The following is a 13,529-nucleotide window of genomic DNA, read 5'->3' as shown; positions in this document are numbered from 1 at the left end:
ATCCGGCACGAGCAGATCCAACCACATGACCGGCCGTCAGATCGACCCACGCCCCACCACACCCCACACACCCTGCGTCACCGCAAGGCGGACACCGTCACACTCCGATTTCCCAGTGAATGTTTGCAACTGAACAGCAAGGACCCCGGCCGGTGCGTCAACACCGCCGGGGCATGGCACCAGGAGATTGAGGCTCCCAGATGCGCATCCATCGTAGCGCGCACCAGCGCTTTTTCACGACCTTGGGCAACGAGGTTCTTCGAGACAACCGTTTGAGCTTCTGTGCTCGCGGCATTCTCAGCCATCTGCTTTCGCTGCCCAACGGGCAGCGCGGCGACATTCGCACATTGGCTGACCGCACGCCCGAGGGGCGCGAGCGCGTGGCGTCCGCGCTGCGGGAATTGGAGCGGTTCGGCTACCTGCGGCGCGCGGTCAAGCGGACCGCTGAGGGCCGGATCTACACCGAAGTGGACGTGTTCGACGCTCCGGGAGAGCCGTCATCGCAGGCCGCGCCGAATACCGTGATTCCGGGCTCCGGTGCTCTGGCTGCCAGCGCAAACGGCGATCACCTGGTGAAGGAACAGGATGAAGAACCCACCCTCCCCGCACCGCCCGCTCACGATGCGGACGTCGGGAGGGAGGGAGATGGCGATGTAGAGACACGGGCGAGCGCCGAGTTGCTTGCACGCGTCGCTCGGGCCGAGCCGAAGCTGTCGATGGGGCGGGGTGAAGCTTTGCGCCTCGCGCCGCTGGTGACCGAGTGGCGGCGCCGCGGAGCGTCCGACCTGCATGTGATCGGCTCGCTGACCGCGGGTCTGCCGCGCGGCGAGGTGTATCACCCGGTGCGATTCGTTGAGACGCGTCTGCGCTCGAAGCTGCCCGCAGAGCGCAGCGTCGCGCCATCCCGGCTGGAGTGCGACGGGTGCGCCGTCCCGGTCCTCGTCCCTGGTCTGTGCCGCACTTGCCGGGACGTGGAACCCGCCGGGATTCGGGCTGGGGCCGACTTCGCCCAGGTGCGTGCGCGGGGTGGTGCGATGGCTCGTGCGGCGCTGCGCGGCTTGTCGATCGACGCGGTGATGCCTGCTCCAGCGTGAGCCTTACGTGCCCGGCCGGGGTCCGCGCGGCTGGTGCGGTGGATTCGGTTGCGGATGCTGGATTGGCGCGGTTGGCTGACGTCGCGGAGGTTCGGCGTGCCGGGGTCCGGGCTCTGGTTGCGGGTGCGGCTGGGCCGTACGGCCTTGGCGTTCCGGCCGTCGTGTCGCGCCCGCTGCGGCGCGCGCGCTGCGCGACGCCTGTCCTGGGGAAGGACCGGAATCGGGCTCGTCCAGGTATCCGTGCTCGACGAGCATGGCGGCGAGATGGTTGCGATAGACGGGCTGGTCGGCGTCGGCGGCCGGGTCGCGGGGGTCGCCGAGCCAGTGCGAGCCGAGCTGCCCGGCGAGCTGGGCGGCGATGCGGGTCTGCTCGACGCGCTCCAAGGTCTGGTAGCGATCGGCGGCCAACTGTCCCCAGCTCGGGTCGGTCTGCGTACGGGCTCCACGCAGTGCCAGCAGGGATGCGGCGGCGATCCAGTAGGCGCGGTGGCCGACGCGTCCGCGCTCGGGGTACGGGCCGAGCGGATGGTCCGGGTCGTCGTCGGCGACCTGGTATTGATCGCGGTAGGCGGCCACGGTGGACAGGCGGCGCAGCCACATCTCGCGCCCAGCTGGGTCGTCCGGTTCCTCCCCGAGGTGGGAGGTCCACGCCGGGCGCGTGGAAGCGGCTGTCTGGGCCAGTTGGTCGACGCGGCTGCGGATCAGCTCGGCGCGGGTGTCGAGGTAGGGCTGCCATTGCGGCTCGTCGACGGGCCGGGCGGTGCGCAACCAGGCAGGCAGGAACGGGTCGTCGAGCTGGCGTGCGGTCGTGCGTAGCTGCCTGGCGACTGCCGTCAGCGTGGCGTGGTCGAGACCGGTTTCGAGGGCGGCAACGGCATCGGCGAGCGCGGCGGCGGGATCGGTGCCGGCCTGTTCGAACCGTGCCAGCAGACGCATGATCTGCGGCCAGTTGGAGTGCGGATCGTCCATCGCGCTGGCGGTTCGGGCATCGAGGTGGCGGTGAACGTCCAGAGCAACGGCCTGGCTCAGCGACGGCGCGGTGCGCAACGCCCGGCGGTCGACGGCGGCGGCAATGACGTCGGGTGGGTCGAGCCCGAGATCGTCGGCGCGGCGTAGCGCGAGCAGCAGCGCGGGCCACGCCGGATCGTTGCGTGCCTGATTGACGCGAACAGTGCCCAGCGTCTTGTGCAAGGCGCTTACGTACTCCCGCTCCCGATCGGTGCCGGTGAGCACGATCGACGCCGCGGGTTCGGGCGCTGGAGCGATCTGTGCGGCCAGTGTCGGGGCGAGCCGAGCGAGGATGGCGCGGTAGCGCAACGCCTCGGCGGGCGCGGGTTCGGGTCCGCTTTTCGGCGGTAGTTCGTTGTCGATGACCCGGCGCAGGCGCCAGGAGATGACCTGCGCGAGGGACTCGGCGGTGGCCAGTTCCCGGCGCCGTACTGTGCCTTTTAGGAGCGCTGGGACGTCCCATCCGCCGGCCTCGGCGTCGCGCAGTGCGCGCAGAACCGCGTGCCACGCAGAGTCCGTGGTGATCTGCTCGGCCAGCTCCGGCAGCACCCGCTCGACCAGGTGCCGGTAGTGGTTGTCGGTGGCGAGGTCGAGTGCGTACTCGTAGCCGGGAACGAGCGTGCGCAGGGATTCGGCCTCGGCGTAGGCGGCGGCGATCTGCTCGGTCGCCGACAGTTCAGCGCTTTCGCGGGCCACGACATGTTCGAGGATTTCCCGGGCCGCGTAGGCGTCAGCGTCGAAGCGCACGGCATCCACGTGCTCGTCCTGATCCAGGCTGGCCAGCTCGTGGGTGGCCACGTATAGAACAGTGCCGTGGCGGGCGCGGGAGGTGATGACGTAGAAGTTCTCCCGCGCCATCTCCTCGGTGATCAGAGCGTGGCAGCGCTCGACGGTCGAGCCCTGGGCGCGGTGCGCGGTGGTGGCGTAGAGCAGTTCGACGTTCGCCGCGACGTAGTGCGGCGGGAGCAGGACCCGGCCGTGGTGCTCCAGGTGCTCCACGCTCAGCGCCCCGTTCTCATGGCGCGCGAGCACCTGCCAGGCGTCGCCGTTCTTGACGAAGTCCCGCGCTCCGGCACGCAGTCGGCGGTCGTTGTCGCGGGTGACGATCAGATCCCTCTCGCCGGCCACGTTGCCGTCGTGCAGACGTACCCCGCCGGGTTCGACCTGTCCTGCGGCCACCCGGTCGGCGCGCGCCCGCGCGCACAGCCCGGCTACTTCGGCGTTGGTGGCAGCGACCATCAGCGCCGTGCGCCCGGCCAGCATGTCCGCCTTCCAGCCCGCGTACGCCTGCTCGGTCATGCTCTGGTGCGAGCCGTGCCGGATGCGCCCGGCCTGCTGGTAGAAGTCGAGCCCGGCGGTGTCACCGACCCTGATCTTCAGCGTCGCCTCGGCCTCGGCCGGGTCGGCGAAGCGGTAGAGGGTGCTTAACTCCACTGCCCCGGATGCGTTGGCGATCAGCCGCAGGGCGCCGCCGGATTCCACCGCGCCCAGCTGCCGGTAGTCGCCCAGCAGGCGCACGACCGCGCCACGGCTGGCGGCGATCCGCACGAGCCGGTCCAGGTTCAAGGTCCCGGCCATCCCCGCCTCGTCGACCAAAATCACGTCCCCCGGGTTCAGGGCGAAGAACTCCAGCCCTGGCACGTTGCGACCCTTAGCTAGATCCTTGGCGTGCTTGCCGCGCGTCCACTCCCATAGGAACTTGTGCAGGTTCTCCGCCCCGGTGCCCAGCTCCACGGCCAGCACGCCGGCGGCCGACGCGGAGGTGGCCAACGCAACCAGCCGCCCGATTCCGCCCGCATCGATCACCTCGGCCAGCGCCTTCATCGCAGTGGTCTTGCCCGCCCCGGCCGGGCCGATCCCGGCCAACACAAGCCGCCCGTCGCACGCGAACGCCTTCGCCAACGCGCGCTGACCGGGATCGAGCTGCCGTCCGGTGCGCTGCTCGTGCTCGGCCAGTACCGCGTCCGCGCTCTGCCCGTCCACCCCGACCGTGGTGGCGGTTCCAGCCGCCTCGACCAAGCGCGCTTCGGCGTCCAAGACGGCTTGGCTGGTGTAGCGCTCGGCCCCGTGCTGGGTGAACACGGACGAACCGTCCGAGCGGCGCAGCGCCGCCGGCTCGGCCACCAACTCGGGCGGTTCCGTGGTGAGCGACCACGTGGACAGCGCCGCGTCCACGACCAGCGCGACCGCGCGGTCCTGCTCGGCGGGGCTGGTGAACCGCGTCCCGCGCAGTTCCCGTTGCGCCTGGGCCAGCACGCTCCAGCGCGTCCAGGTCGCGTGGTGTTCCTGCACCTCAGCAACTACACGCGCCGCCGCCGCGGGAACGTCCACCTGTTCGCTGGTGACCGCTTTCGATCGCCGAATCCGGCGCTCGGAGACCACCGCCGTCACTGCGCTCAGAGCCTGCGGCCCGAATTCCTCGGCGATCTGTGCGCGCCATTCCTCGCGCATCGCGGACCAGGCCCGCGGCGGCCTCTTACCCCGGCGGGTCGCCAAAGTCGCCCGCTGGGCCAGCGTGTGCGCCGCGGACAGGGACGGATCGCGCCCATGTGCCGCCCGGAACTCGGCCACCAGCCGCTGATACTCCGTCTCGATGTCCGAGCGCCGCCGGGTGAAATGGGAGAGCACTCGGGCGGGGAAGCCGGTGATCTCCCGCACCGGCTCCCGCTTGCCCGCGGTGTCCGAGCGCGTCTCGAACTCCAGCCCGAGACTGGCGTGCAGCGCGTTCTCCAACACCGTGTTGTACAGCTCCGAGGCCGCCACCGTCATCCGGTACAGACCCCGGGCATCAAGCGCTCGCCACTTCCCATCCACCCCAAGCACCTTGCTCGACACGGCCACATGGGAGTGCAGGTTCGGCTCCCCCAGCCGGTTGTCCGCATGGTCGAAGACAGCGGCGATCAACCCGTGGGTCTCGATCTGCGCCTGCCCCGACGAGCCGGTACGGGTGTGCGCAGCGTGCTCCTGCAGCAGCTTGAGCGCGGCATCCCGCGCCGCAAAGTGCGCCCGCTCGATCGCCTCACGCACCCACGGCCGCGGATCCAGGCCCCACAGCCGCGAGACCGAAGAGACCGGCGTGAACACCAGGTCGAACCCCGCCACCGCCCGACGCTGCCGCCGCGCCTCCTCCCACTTGACCTTCTTCTCCTCCGCCCCCGTCGCCTCCCGGCCGGTCTCTGCCCGGATCGCCGCCAGCCGCGCTTCTACGCGCTGATCGAACGGTCCGAGATCCGTGTAGGTGGAGAACGGACGGCCCAACGCAGCGCCCCGCCGCGCGCCCTCGTTAACCTTCGCCAGCTGCCGCTCGGTCATCCTGGCCGTCACGTGTTCGCGCCGATACTCCGCCGTGATCGCCTCGGCATCCGGGTGCAGACCCTGCCCGAACAGCGCCGTCATCTGCTTCTCCGACACTGCTCCGGAGACCGCGAGAACGCCCAACCCCGTCCCCATCCAAACGCCCGGCGGATTACCGGTCTCGGCGTAGTACGCCGCCGCTGACTTTCCACGCTCGGGACTGGTGTCCCCGGCTGCGACCTGCCTGGTCAGATACGTGTAGCCATCCCCAGCAGTGATCTTGTGGATCGTCATCACGGACCCGATCACCACCTTCCACGCCTTCGCCACGCCGCCGCGTCCACGCGGTAACCCATGATCAGATTAACTGCAAAAGGTGTGTTGTTGACTACGGGCGTTGGACTGTTCAGGTGAGCTGATGATTGTTTTTAATAAGCACATGGCGGCGATGAGTAGATCCCCTCCGCCGACTGTCTGGCGGCGGGGATGATGTGCGGATGCCGATGATCTGTACCCGATCGGCTGCGACCAAGGGGCGCTCCTGCCAGCGTGAGGCAGCGGAGTGGCCCGCTGTTGTCGGGGAGCCGGAGCCGGTAGTCGCGTGCTGGTCTCACCTGACCGACTCGGAGCGTGAGGTCTGCCGCAGGGCGAGGGACCTGGCCAACGCCGAGCGGGCCAGGATCTGGCGGGAGGGGCAGCCGGAACGCGACAGGCTTGCCACCGAGGTCGAGCGGGAGCGGCAGGCGAAGCTCGCGACGTGCTCCTGCCGGGATGGGCTCCTGCAGGGACCTACCGGATATGCGAGGTGGTACCCGGCTGCGTCCCGCTGCACCGTGTGCCAGTCGTGGCTGTGCGCGTCCTGCGAGCGGGTGCGTGTGGGGACCGAAGGCGGTCAATGTGAAACGTGCCGCCCGCCTACGACTGACGACGCTCTACGAGCGCAGGTTACCGGCCCCTTCTTTCGGGTCACGCTAGGCGGACTAGAGAACGAGGACTTCGAGCGCGCGATGCAGTTGCTGATTCGGGCCGGTGCTCGTAACACCGGACGGGCCAGAGCGTTCCGTGTGGACACGCCCCTCGGAGCGAGTCAGCTGGAAGCGCTAGGTGGCCTGGAAGACCTCAACGACAGCGACTGCGTGACGATCACCATCGAACCTGGAGACGACGGCAGCATGAACATTCGCGTAGATCCAGACGCCCCGCAGCCGGACCTGAGCGGGCTGGGCAATACGGACAACTGGTGGTTTGCCAACGGACACACGACCCCACGTTAGACAGCGTGCCGTCCCGCCGGCGTCCAATCCAGCCGACCCCGGATGGAGCGTCACCTGGCTGACGGGAGCGACACAGGAGGCAGCTAGAGTTGCCGAGCATGCCGGACCCGCAGCCCCTCGACATTGACGCCGCAGCCGACTACTTACGCGGGCAGCAGGTCGCGCGCGGCGAGGCGATCCGCAAGCAGTACGCGACAATCGCACGCGCGCTCAACCGACTCGAAAACCTCGGCGAGGAATTCGCCGACGAATACGGCAATGCCGTGGAGATCGTCGGCGACTCGTACACCGTGGAATACGACGCCATCGGACGCGCCGATGCGCAGTGGGTGGTCTCGCCTGCTCGCGGACGCTGATCGGCTCGATCCATGTCTTGCGACCTGGCCATGAACGAGGCGCGCGTGGCCTGGTGGCAGGTGATCTAGGTAGAGGACAGGGTAAGACACGAGGCGGGTTACCGGCGTAACGCTCCGCACTTGAGCCGAATCGAGCGCGCCGCAGCGGACTGCTCCGCTACGAAGCAGAGCGCCGCGTGGTTCCGTCCAGCCCGCGGGTGCTGCGCCCGCCAACGCCCCGGCGGTTCGGGCGGCACTACCCCTCCAACCCCCGTGAGCGCGACCAACCTTCGCGGTGGCGGAGGCGGCGTTGTCGGTCTCGCCCCATAGGGTGCGCGGCATGGAACCGACCTGGGAACGGCGCGAGTTGCCCGTGCTGCGCGCGCTAGTGGAGCACTTCGATGACGTGGACGCTCACCGGCTGAAGCCCGGCCAGATCGGCCAACTCGCCGGGTTAAACGAGGATGAGGTCAAACGTGCCCTCAAAACTCTCTGGGAGGCGGATCCGCCGCTCATCGAAGGGGTCATGTTCGCAGGGGCGCCGTACCCGCTTCTGGTCCGAGGGGTGACCGAGCGGGCCCGCCGAGCCGTCGGCACGTGGCCTGAACCCCAGCAACTGGCCGACCGGCTGCTGGCCACGCTGGGCCAGGCCGCCGACGCAGAGCCCGATGGCGAACGGCGCACCGCGCTCAAGCGCACCCTCGCCTTCCTCGGCGGTGCCGGCCGCGACGTCCTCGTTCAGACTGCGGCCACCGTCCTCGGCGGCCAGCTCGGCCACCTGTAGCCAACACGCCTACCCGGCCGTACACACTGTGGTGCCCGTCCGCACGGACCTTGCACTTCACCGCGTCGTTGTCCTCGCTCTCAGCGCCAGCGAGGCGGCCGGTCCGCTCGCGCAGCTTCGTCACCGAGCTCGGGGCACCGGCGGTCCGATGACACAACCGGACGGCCGGCCTTACTGCCCGAGCGCGGGCGGAGCGCTTCGGCCTCGCGGCAGTGCGTCAGGACGCCGCCGAACGGCTCCGGTGCTGAACCAGATCACCAAGGTGACGGCAAGGGCGAAGGCGCTCTCGGCCGACTCCTGCGTGACCGGGGCGTTGTTGGGGCCGCCAGCGTGCCGGTCGCTCTGCCCGCTGCACAGAGTGCTGAGCATCTCGACGACCACGGCGACACTGCCGGGTACGCCGCTCTTTGCCGTGATCACGAATTCGTACTTGGCGGCGGCGTCGCGCAGGTGGTCACGCGCCAGGCTCAAGGTCGGGCTCGGGTTGCGGGGCAGCAGGAACGGGTTCGCGACCGCCTCCACCGCGCGGATCGCCTCGCCATAGGCGACGTCCGGCTCGGGATCGAGCGCGAGCAGCTTGCCCCGCGCCCGGGCGAGGTGCTGGCGGGCGGCCGGGCGGCCGGCGGCCATCGCGAACTCCTCAGCCTGGTCGGCCTGCTGGGCGAGCGAGACGTCGATGCGCCGGCGCAGCCCCCGGTCGTCCGGGGCGATCTCATAGACCGAGCGCGACTCCTCCAGCAGCCGCCGCAACGACGCGGTGATCTTCTTCGTGCGCCGCCGCGCCGCGAACTTGCGCGCGAACGTCGTGATCGGGACGTCAGGCGGCAGCGGCTCCGCGCACAGCGCGTGCAACAGATCGTCGGCCACATACCACAGCATTTCAGCGGGGGTGCCGTAGGCCAGGAACCGCACGTACGGGCTCGTAGGCGCAGGCGCGAACTCCCGCGACTGCGCGTACACCGGCGTCAGCGACAACTTCTCGGTCGCGGACTGACGCGCCTCGACAGCGGCCTGCCTGGCCTCGTACTGCGCGTCCAGTTCGGCCTGCCTGACCTTGTACTGCGCCACGTCCTGCCGATAGCGCTGCCAGTAGGCGTCGGACACCACCAGGTCCAGGCGAATCAGCGCATGCTCCGCCTCGTCCTCATCGGACTTCACCGTCTCGAAGATCCACGCGCGCAGCGCGTTCACGACGGACGCTGGCACGCCTTCGCGTACCAGCGCGATATCCGCTCCCTCGCGCACGGCCAGCGGTTCCCGGGACAGTGTCATGGACCGACGATAGCCGTCGCCGCCGACACGATCGCTCTCTTTCCGGACCATCCGAATTGCGTCCCGAAACTCGGGCTCGGCCACCGGGAGGAGACCCAACGGCTTACGGGACTGTCAGTCGGCGGGCGCCACTGAGTGTGCGGAGCGCCGCGCAGCCTCGGCCAGGTGGGCGTCACGTGCGGCGCCGACGAAGTCGGCACGCCGCGCCGCCCAGTCCCCGCGACGGGCCAGAAGGTTCATCTCCATGGCGAGCAGCGACGGCAGCAGCGGATCGGCGCTCCGGACGGCGTCCTGCAGGGTGGGGGAATCAAAGGCCAGCGGGATCTGCTCGGCCGCCCTGCTGCGGGCGCCTTCGCGGCCGTACTGCTGGTTCTGCTCCAGCTTCTCGGCGAAGAGCAGCATCTGCCCGACGTCGAACACGGTTGTCTCATCCGTCTTCCGCTGCCGTGTCACGGTCATCGTTGTTCCCTTCCTCAGCTGCGCAGGATTCGACGTTATCGCCGACGTACGACAACGTCACGAGGCCAGCTCCGCGCGCGGGTCCGACCCCGTTGGTCTATTCGCGGCCTGCGTAACATCACTGCCCGCGATCCGTGTCGGGTCGCGGATGGTGATGTTGCTCGGAGGGTTGCGTTGTCGATCTGTCCGGAGGTGCCGTGTGAGGTACCGGCCGAGACCACGGTGGCCGCTGTGGCGTTCCCGCATAAAATCTGGCGATCCAGCTACGGGATGCGTTGGAACGTGCTGTTCGCGATGAGCAGATCGCGGACCTGTCCGCCTCGCAAGGGCGGCCCGGATACGCATCACCCAGACCGCGAGCGGAGTGCGAACCTCGCTCGCATTGATCTGCGTAGCGCGGTTTGTACGTTCGATTCCCGGCACAGCGGCCCTCCCGACCAGTCCCGCTCGACTCGACGCACGGCCTCGTTTGGTCGGCGGGACGAAGTGCCATGACGTAGCTGGTGGGAATCCCGGCAGTCCGCCTCCTGCAGCGCAGCGCCCTTGTTTAGGTCCCGGACACTGTGGTGGTGTGCGGGGCAGGGGTGTCGCGCGGGTTGCGCGGGTCGAGTTGCTCGGCGGCTGCGGGCAGGATGGTCAGTCCTGCGCCGACGAGGTTGGCAAGGAGTTCGCGATGGCGGTTGAGGTGGGCCAGCGCAGTGTTCATGTGTGAGCGTAGGTCGCCGGCGGCCTGGTCCATCAGCGCTTCCGCGCGCTCGTCTTCGGGCTCGGTCCGCGGCTGCTCGGTCACGGTGGTTCCCCCGCGTATGTGCCAGTGCCAGAATCGGGCGCTTCCCTGTGCCCGGATCTTGACGGCGTAAACGAGATGCGGCCTCGTGAGCGTGCGCCGGGGGCGGGAACCGGGGTGTGCGCTCCGCTGTCGCACCCAGATGAACAGCGGAACTATTCATAGCGGGTTTCGTGTCTACGTGCTGGGTAGGTCTGGGCCGCTCGGCCACCATGCCGGGCCGCGCCCAGGGCTGAGGCTGAGGGCGGGTCATCTCTGTACGCGGCGGGCTGTGCCTTGTCGGGCGGCGTGCGGCAACCCTTCGGGTGACGCGTACGGAGATGACCCGCCCGACCTACCCGACCCTCCACTTGTCCGGCAGCTTGCCGACGAGAACGGCTGCGCCGCAACATCTCCAGGGCGGCTGCTGCGCCGTTGCTGATCTGCACATCACGGATCATCGCTGAGTCCGGCCCCCCGGAGCGGGACTCTGAGGTTCTCCCGATTTCTCCCGATTTCTGTCTTTGACGAGCGCCGTCACCATACCTCGTTGAACCTGCACTCAGCACACGAAGGACTGCGATGATTGGCGGGTGCCGGTATGGGGAGCGATCATCGTTGGACTCGGAAGCGGGCTCGGTAGCAGCATCATCGGAACCCTGCTCACGGTCTCTCATGAACGAGCGGCCGAGTTCCGCAGTCGGATGCTCCTAGCCGCAGAGGACCTCCTTCGGCGCGCAGAGGCAGTGCGACGGTTCGCGCGGCGGCCACGTAGCACCGCCGCCAGCGAGCCGCTGGAGGTACTACTTGACGCCTGGGATGACCTTGTGTCAGCCGCGGTGCTGATTGAGTTGCTTTTCCGACACGGCTCCGAGGCTGCTCACTGGGCACGAGAGACGGTCAACGAGCTGAGCGACGTTGCAGCGGAACTCCGCGCGATTGAAGCTCACTCAGACCCATACGAACTCGTCCGTAAGCAGCGGATTGAAGAGCACATGTCTAGAGCGGGAGACGCGATGGACAGGTTTGGGCAGGTGGCGCCGACGCAGGTTCGACGTTATGGAAGCTGGCTCCCGCGCCGTGGCTTCAAGCGCGAGTTCCCCGCTCCGCGCTGACCTCCCCACCGGCTACCGCTACGTGCACGAGGGAATCAACGTAACTTCATAACTTCATGGAAAATTAGAGGGGTTCCGTGAGCGGATTAGATACTTTTGCAATCGCTTATGCCGCATTTAGCGGCATTCTTGCCGCCTTTGCCATCACCACAATAAGCGTATACGTCTCTCGCGCCGAAAAACCGAATTCGGCAACACCGACACCAGCAACACTGGGGCAGAATATCGACATCAAAGTATGGCATATCTGCACAGGGCTGCTTTTCGCTTCGGGTTCTCTGTTTACTTGTACGCTCGCCTTCGGAGTTGCTGCCGGTGTGGCCCAGGCCCAGCCCGCGATTGCAGCGGCTGACATATTATCTTTCGGGCTTATTCTTGCCCTTGCAGTACTTACACTATTTTACTGCGTTACGATGATAAGTTTTGAGCACGATCCGATCCGATGGATGGCGAAATACGCGTATTGGGCGGTTGTAGTTGGTGGTGTTGTTATAGAACTTACTTTCTTCGCCATGTCAGCACGCACTGCCCTGTTCGCAAGATGCATTGCAATGTGTACCAAAAATTGCGGACACACCCAATGTCCCATGCCACGCATCTTGTCATTTAAAGCAATCATTATCACACTAGTCATCGCCGCATCGATGTCAGTCCTCTTCACTGCGATCCTGTCACACCGGGAGCCAACAAGAGGGCCGCTACGTAACGTAAGCATTCGTCTGTGGGTTGATCGGGTTGGTCAGTCTTCGATGGCGATGGGTGGCATCCACAGCTCGCCGGTCATGGCGGCGCGCAGGGTGGCGTGGGCGCCCAGGCCGTGCTTGGCGGCGGTGGACAGGTAGGAGCGCACGGCGAGCCAGTTGGCGGCGCCGGTTTCGGACTGGTGGCAGCCGGAGATTTTGATCTGGGTCTTGACGGGGCGCAGGTCGCGCTCGCCCTGATTGTTGGTGGGTGCGACGTGCAGGTCGCGGGTGAAGCGCAGGTACTGGTCGGCGCGGTCGCGTAGGCGTTCGAGCAGGTTGGTGGCGTCAGACTGCTTGCGTGCGGGCGTGCGGGGATGCAGGGACAGCCCGACGGCGATGCCCTGGTGGTAGGCGCGCAGGTACACCTGGGCCTGTTCGGGAGGGACGTGGTGCAGTCCGGCGTCGCGCGCTTGGCGGGCCTGTTCGATCAGGCGCGCGAGCGCCCAGCGGATCTGGTCGGCCCACCGCTGCTCGGGGTGTTGCTCGTGCTGTGCGGTCAGCTCCCGGATCACGTGTGCGACGCACAGCTGGTGGGAGGCGCGGGGAAAGTCGTCGTACAAGTTGAGCGCGTCGTGCACCAGGGTGCCGCGGAAGGCGTCGAGCACCCCCAGGCCCCTGGCCCCCGCCCGGGAACGCGCGGCCAGGGCGAGCAGGGTGAGCTTGTCGGTGCACGCGGTGTGAAGCCAGGCCCGCCCGGCGCGGATGCGGGTGGTGGTCTCGTCCGCGTGCAGCACGTGCCCGAGCGTAAGCAGCGCCCGGATCAGCCGCAGCGCCGGCGCCACCAGGCCCGCGGCCCGCGCCAACTGGGCGGCGATCCACCCGGTCGACGGCGCGGCGCCGGTCAGATCCGCGATCAGTTGCGCGGCCCGCTCGACCGGCACGTGCTGGCAGACGACGAGATACACGGCCAGGGCCTTAAGGTTCGGCCCGTAGGTCGGGGTGTCGGGCACCTCGGCGGGCACGGGTGCGCCGGTGCGGGCCCCGCAGTCGCAGGCCACTGTGTGGAATCGGGTCTCGGTCACCTGCGCGGTCACCGGCGGGACGTCGGTGCGCTGGCGGCGGGTGAAGCCCACGCTCTCGGCCTCGGCCCGCCTGCCGAGCGGCGAACCACAGCCGCCGCAGGCGTCTGGGAACTCGTGCTCGATCCGGTCGGGATGCTCGACCAGCGCGAGCCCGCCGCCCCGCCCGCCGGGCTGCCCGCCCCGCTTGCGTGAGGACTTCGGCGCCGGTGGCTTGGCCGGCTTGGTGAAGATGTCCCTCGACGGGGCGAGTGGCCGGGGGGACTCTCACCCCCCGGCTCTCTCAGATCCGGGCGTGAACCTCTCGATTCACCCGGCTCCCACCACCCGGCCTACGGCATCGTCCCGAACTGCCAGTGCACGAAC

At 68.3% G+C, this 13,529-nt stretch carries 9 protein-coding genes; 4 read left to right on the top strand and 5 right to left on the bottom strand.

Annotated elements, in window-relative coordinates; translation table 11 throughout:
- Positions 1–200: 200 nt before the first annotated feature.
- A complete protein-coding gene (locus KGA66_RS24950; RefSeq protein ID WP_211471272.1) occupies positions 201–1,094 on the top strand; it encodes a helix-turn-helix domain-containing protein in 894 nt (297 codons plus the stop codon).
- 3 nt (positions 1,095–1,097) lie between these two features.
- On the opposite strand, the gene mobF is transcribed toward KGA66_RS24950, so the two are convergent.
- A complete protein-coding gene (gene mobF, locus KGA66_RS24945) occupies positions 1,098–5,726 on the bottom strand; it encodes a MobF family relaxase (RefSeq protein WP_211471270.1) in 4,629 nt (1,542 codons plus the stop codon).
- Positions 5,727–6,403: 677 nt separating this feature from the next.
- Here mobF and KGA66_RS24940 point away from each other — a divergent pair.
- The 3 genes from KGA66_RS24940 to KGA66_RS24930 all read left to right on the top strand — a co-directional run bounded on the left by KGA66_RS24940 (position 6,404) and on the right by KGA66_RS24930 (position 7,789).
- Positions 6,404–6,670: a hypothetical protein gene (locus KGA66_RS24940; RefSeq protein WP_211471268.1), complete on the top strand. Its 267-nt coding sequence runs from the start codon at positions 6,404–6,406 to the stop codon at positions 6,668–6,670.
- Between the two features lie 98 nt (positions 6,671–6,768).
- Positions 6,769–7,026, top strand: coding sequence for a hypothetical protein (locus KGA66_RS24935; protein ID WP_211471266.1), 258 nt, complete (start codon positions 6,769–6,771; stop codon positions 7,024–7,026).
- Between the two features lie 319 nt (positions 7,027–7,345).
- Complete coding sequence (locus KGA66_RS24930; protein WP_211471264.1) at positions 7,346–7,789, top strand: hypothetical protein; 444 nt, start codon at positions 7,346–7,348, stop codon at positions 7,787–7,789.
- 171 nt (positions 7,790–7,960) lie between these two features.
- Here KGA66_RS24930 and KGA66_RS24925 read toward each other — a convergent pair whose 3' ends face one another.
- The 4 genes from KGA66_RS24925 to tnpC form a co-directional block, all read right to left on the bottom strand.
- Complete coding sequence (locus KGA66_RS24925; protein WP_211471263.1) at positions 7,961–9,061, bottom strand: hypothetical protein; 1,101 nt, start codon at positions 9,059–9,061, stop codon at positions 7,961–7,963.
- A gap of 114 nt (positions 9,062–9,175) precedes the next feature.
- Positions 9,176–9,520 carry a hypothetical protein gene (locus KGA66_RS24920; RefSeq protein ID WP_211471261.1) on the bottom strand — a complete coding sequence of 115 codons (345 nt, stop codon included), beginning with the start codon at positions 9,518–9,520 and terminating at the stop codon, positions 9,176–9,178.
- A gap of 547 nt (positions 9,521–10,067) precedes the next feature.
- Positions 10,068–10,310, bottom strand: a complete 243-nt coding sequence (locus tag KGA66_RS24915) for a hypothetical protein (RefSeq protein ID WP_211471259.1) — start codon at positions 10,308–10,310, stop codon at positions 10,068–10,070.
- A gap of 1,830 nt (positions 10,311–12,140) precedes the next feature.
- A complete protein-coding gene (gene tnpC, locus KGA66_RS24910) occupies positions 12,141–13,397 on the bottom strand; it encodes an IS66 family transposase (RefSeq protein ID WP_211471274.1) in 1,257 nt (418 codons plus the stop codon).
- Between the last annotated feature and the right edge of the window lie 132 nt (positions 13,398–13,529).

This window comes from Actinocrinis puniceicyclus (assembly GCF_018283645.1).
GTDB lineage: Bacteria > Actinomycetota > Actinomycetes > Streptomycetales > Catenulisporaceae > Actinocrinis > Actinocrinis puniceicyclus.
The sequence above is the reverse complement of the archived record's forward strand: the minus strand, read 5'-3'. Positions and strand labels throughout refer to the sequence as shown.

What these genes read in the sequence shown, in the direction of transcription:
- KGA66_RS24950 (WP_211471272.1), top strand. Translation starts at nt 201, where the DNA reads ATGCGCATCCATCGTAGCGCGCACCAGCGCTTTTTCACGACCTTGGGC.
- KGA66_RS24940 (WP_211471268.1), top strand. Translation starts at nt 6,404, where the DNA reads ATGCAGTTGCTGATTCGGGCCGGTGCTCGTAACACCGGACGGGCCAGA.
- KGA66_RS24935 (WP_211471266.1), top strand. Translation starts at nt 6,769, where the DNA reads ATGCCGGACCCGCAGCCCCTCGACATTGACGCCGCAGCCGACTACTTA.
- KGA66_RS24930 (WP_211471264.1), top strand. Translation starts at nt 7,346, where the DNA reads ATGGAACCGACCTGGGAACGGCGCGAGTTGCCCGTGCTGCGCGCGCTA.
- KGA66_RS24925 (WP_211471263.1), bottom strand. Translation starts at nt 9,061, where the DNA reads ATGACACTGTCCCGGGAACCGCTGGCCGTGCGCGAGGGAGCGGATATC.
- KGA66_RS24920 (WP_211471261.1), bottom strand. Translation starts at nt 9,520, where the DNA reads ATGACCGTGACACGGCAGCGGAAGACGGATGAGACAACCGTGTTCGAC.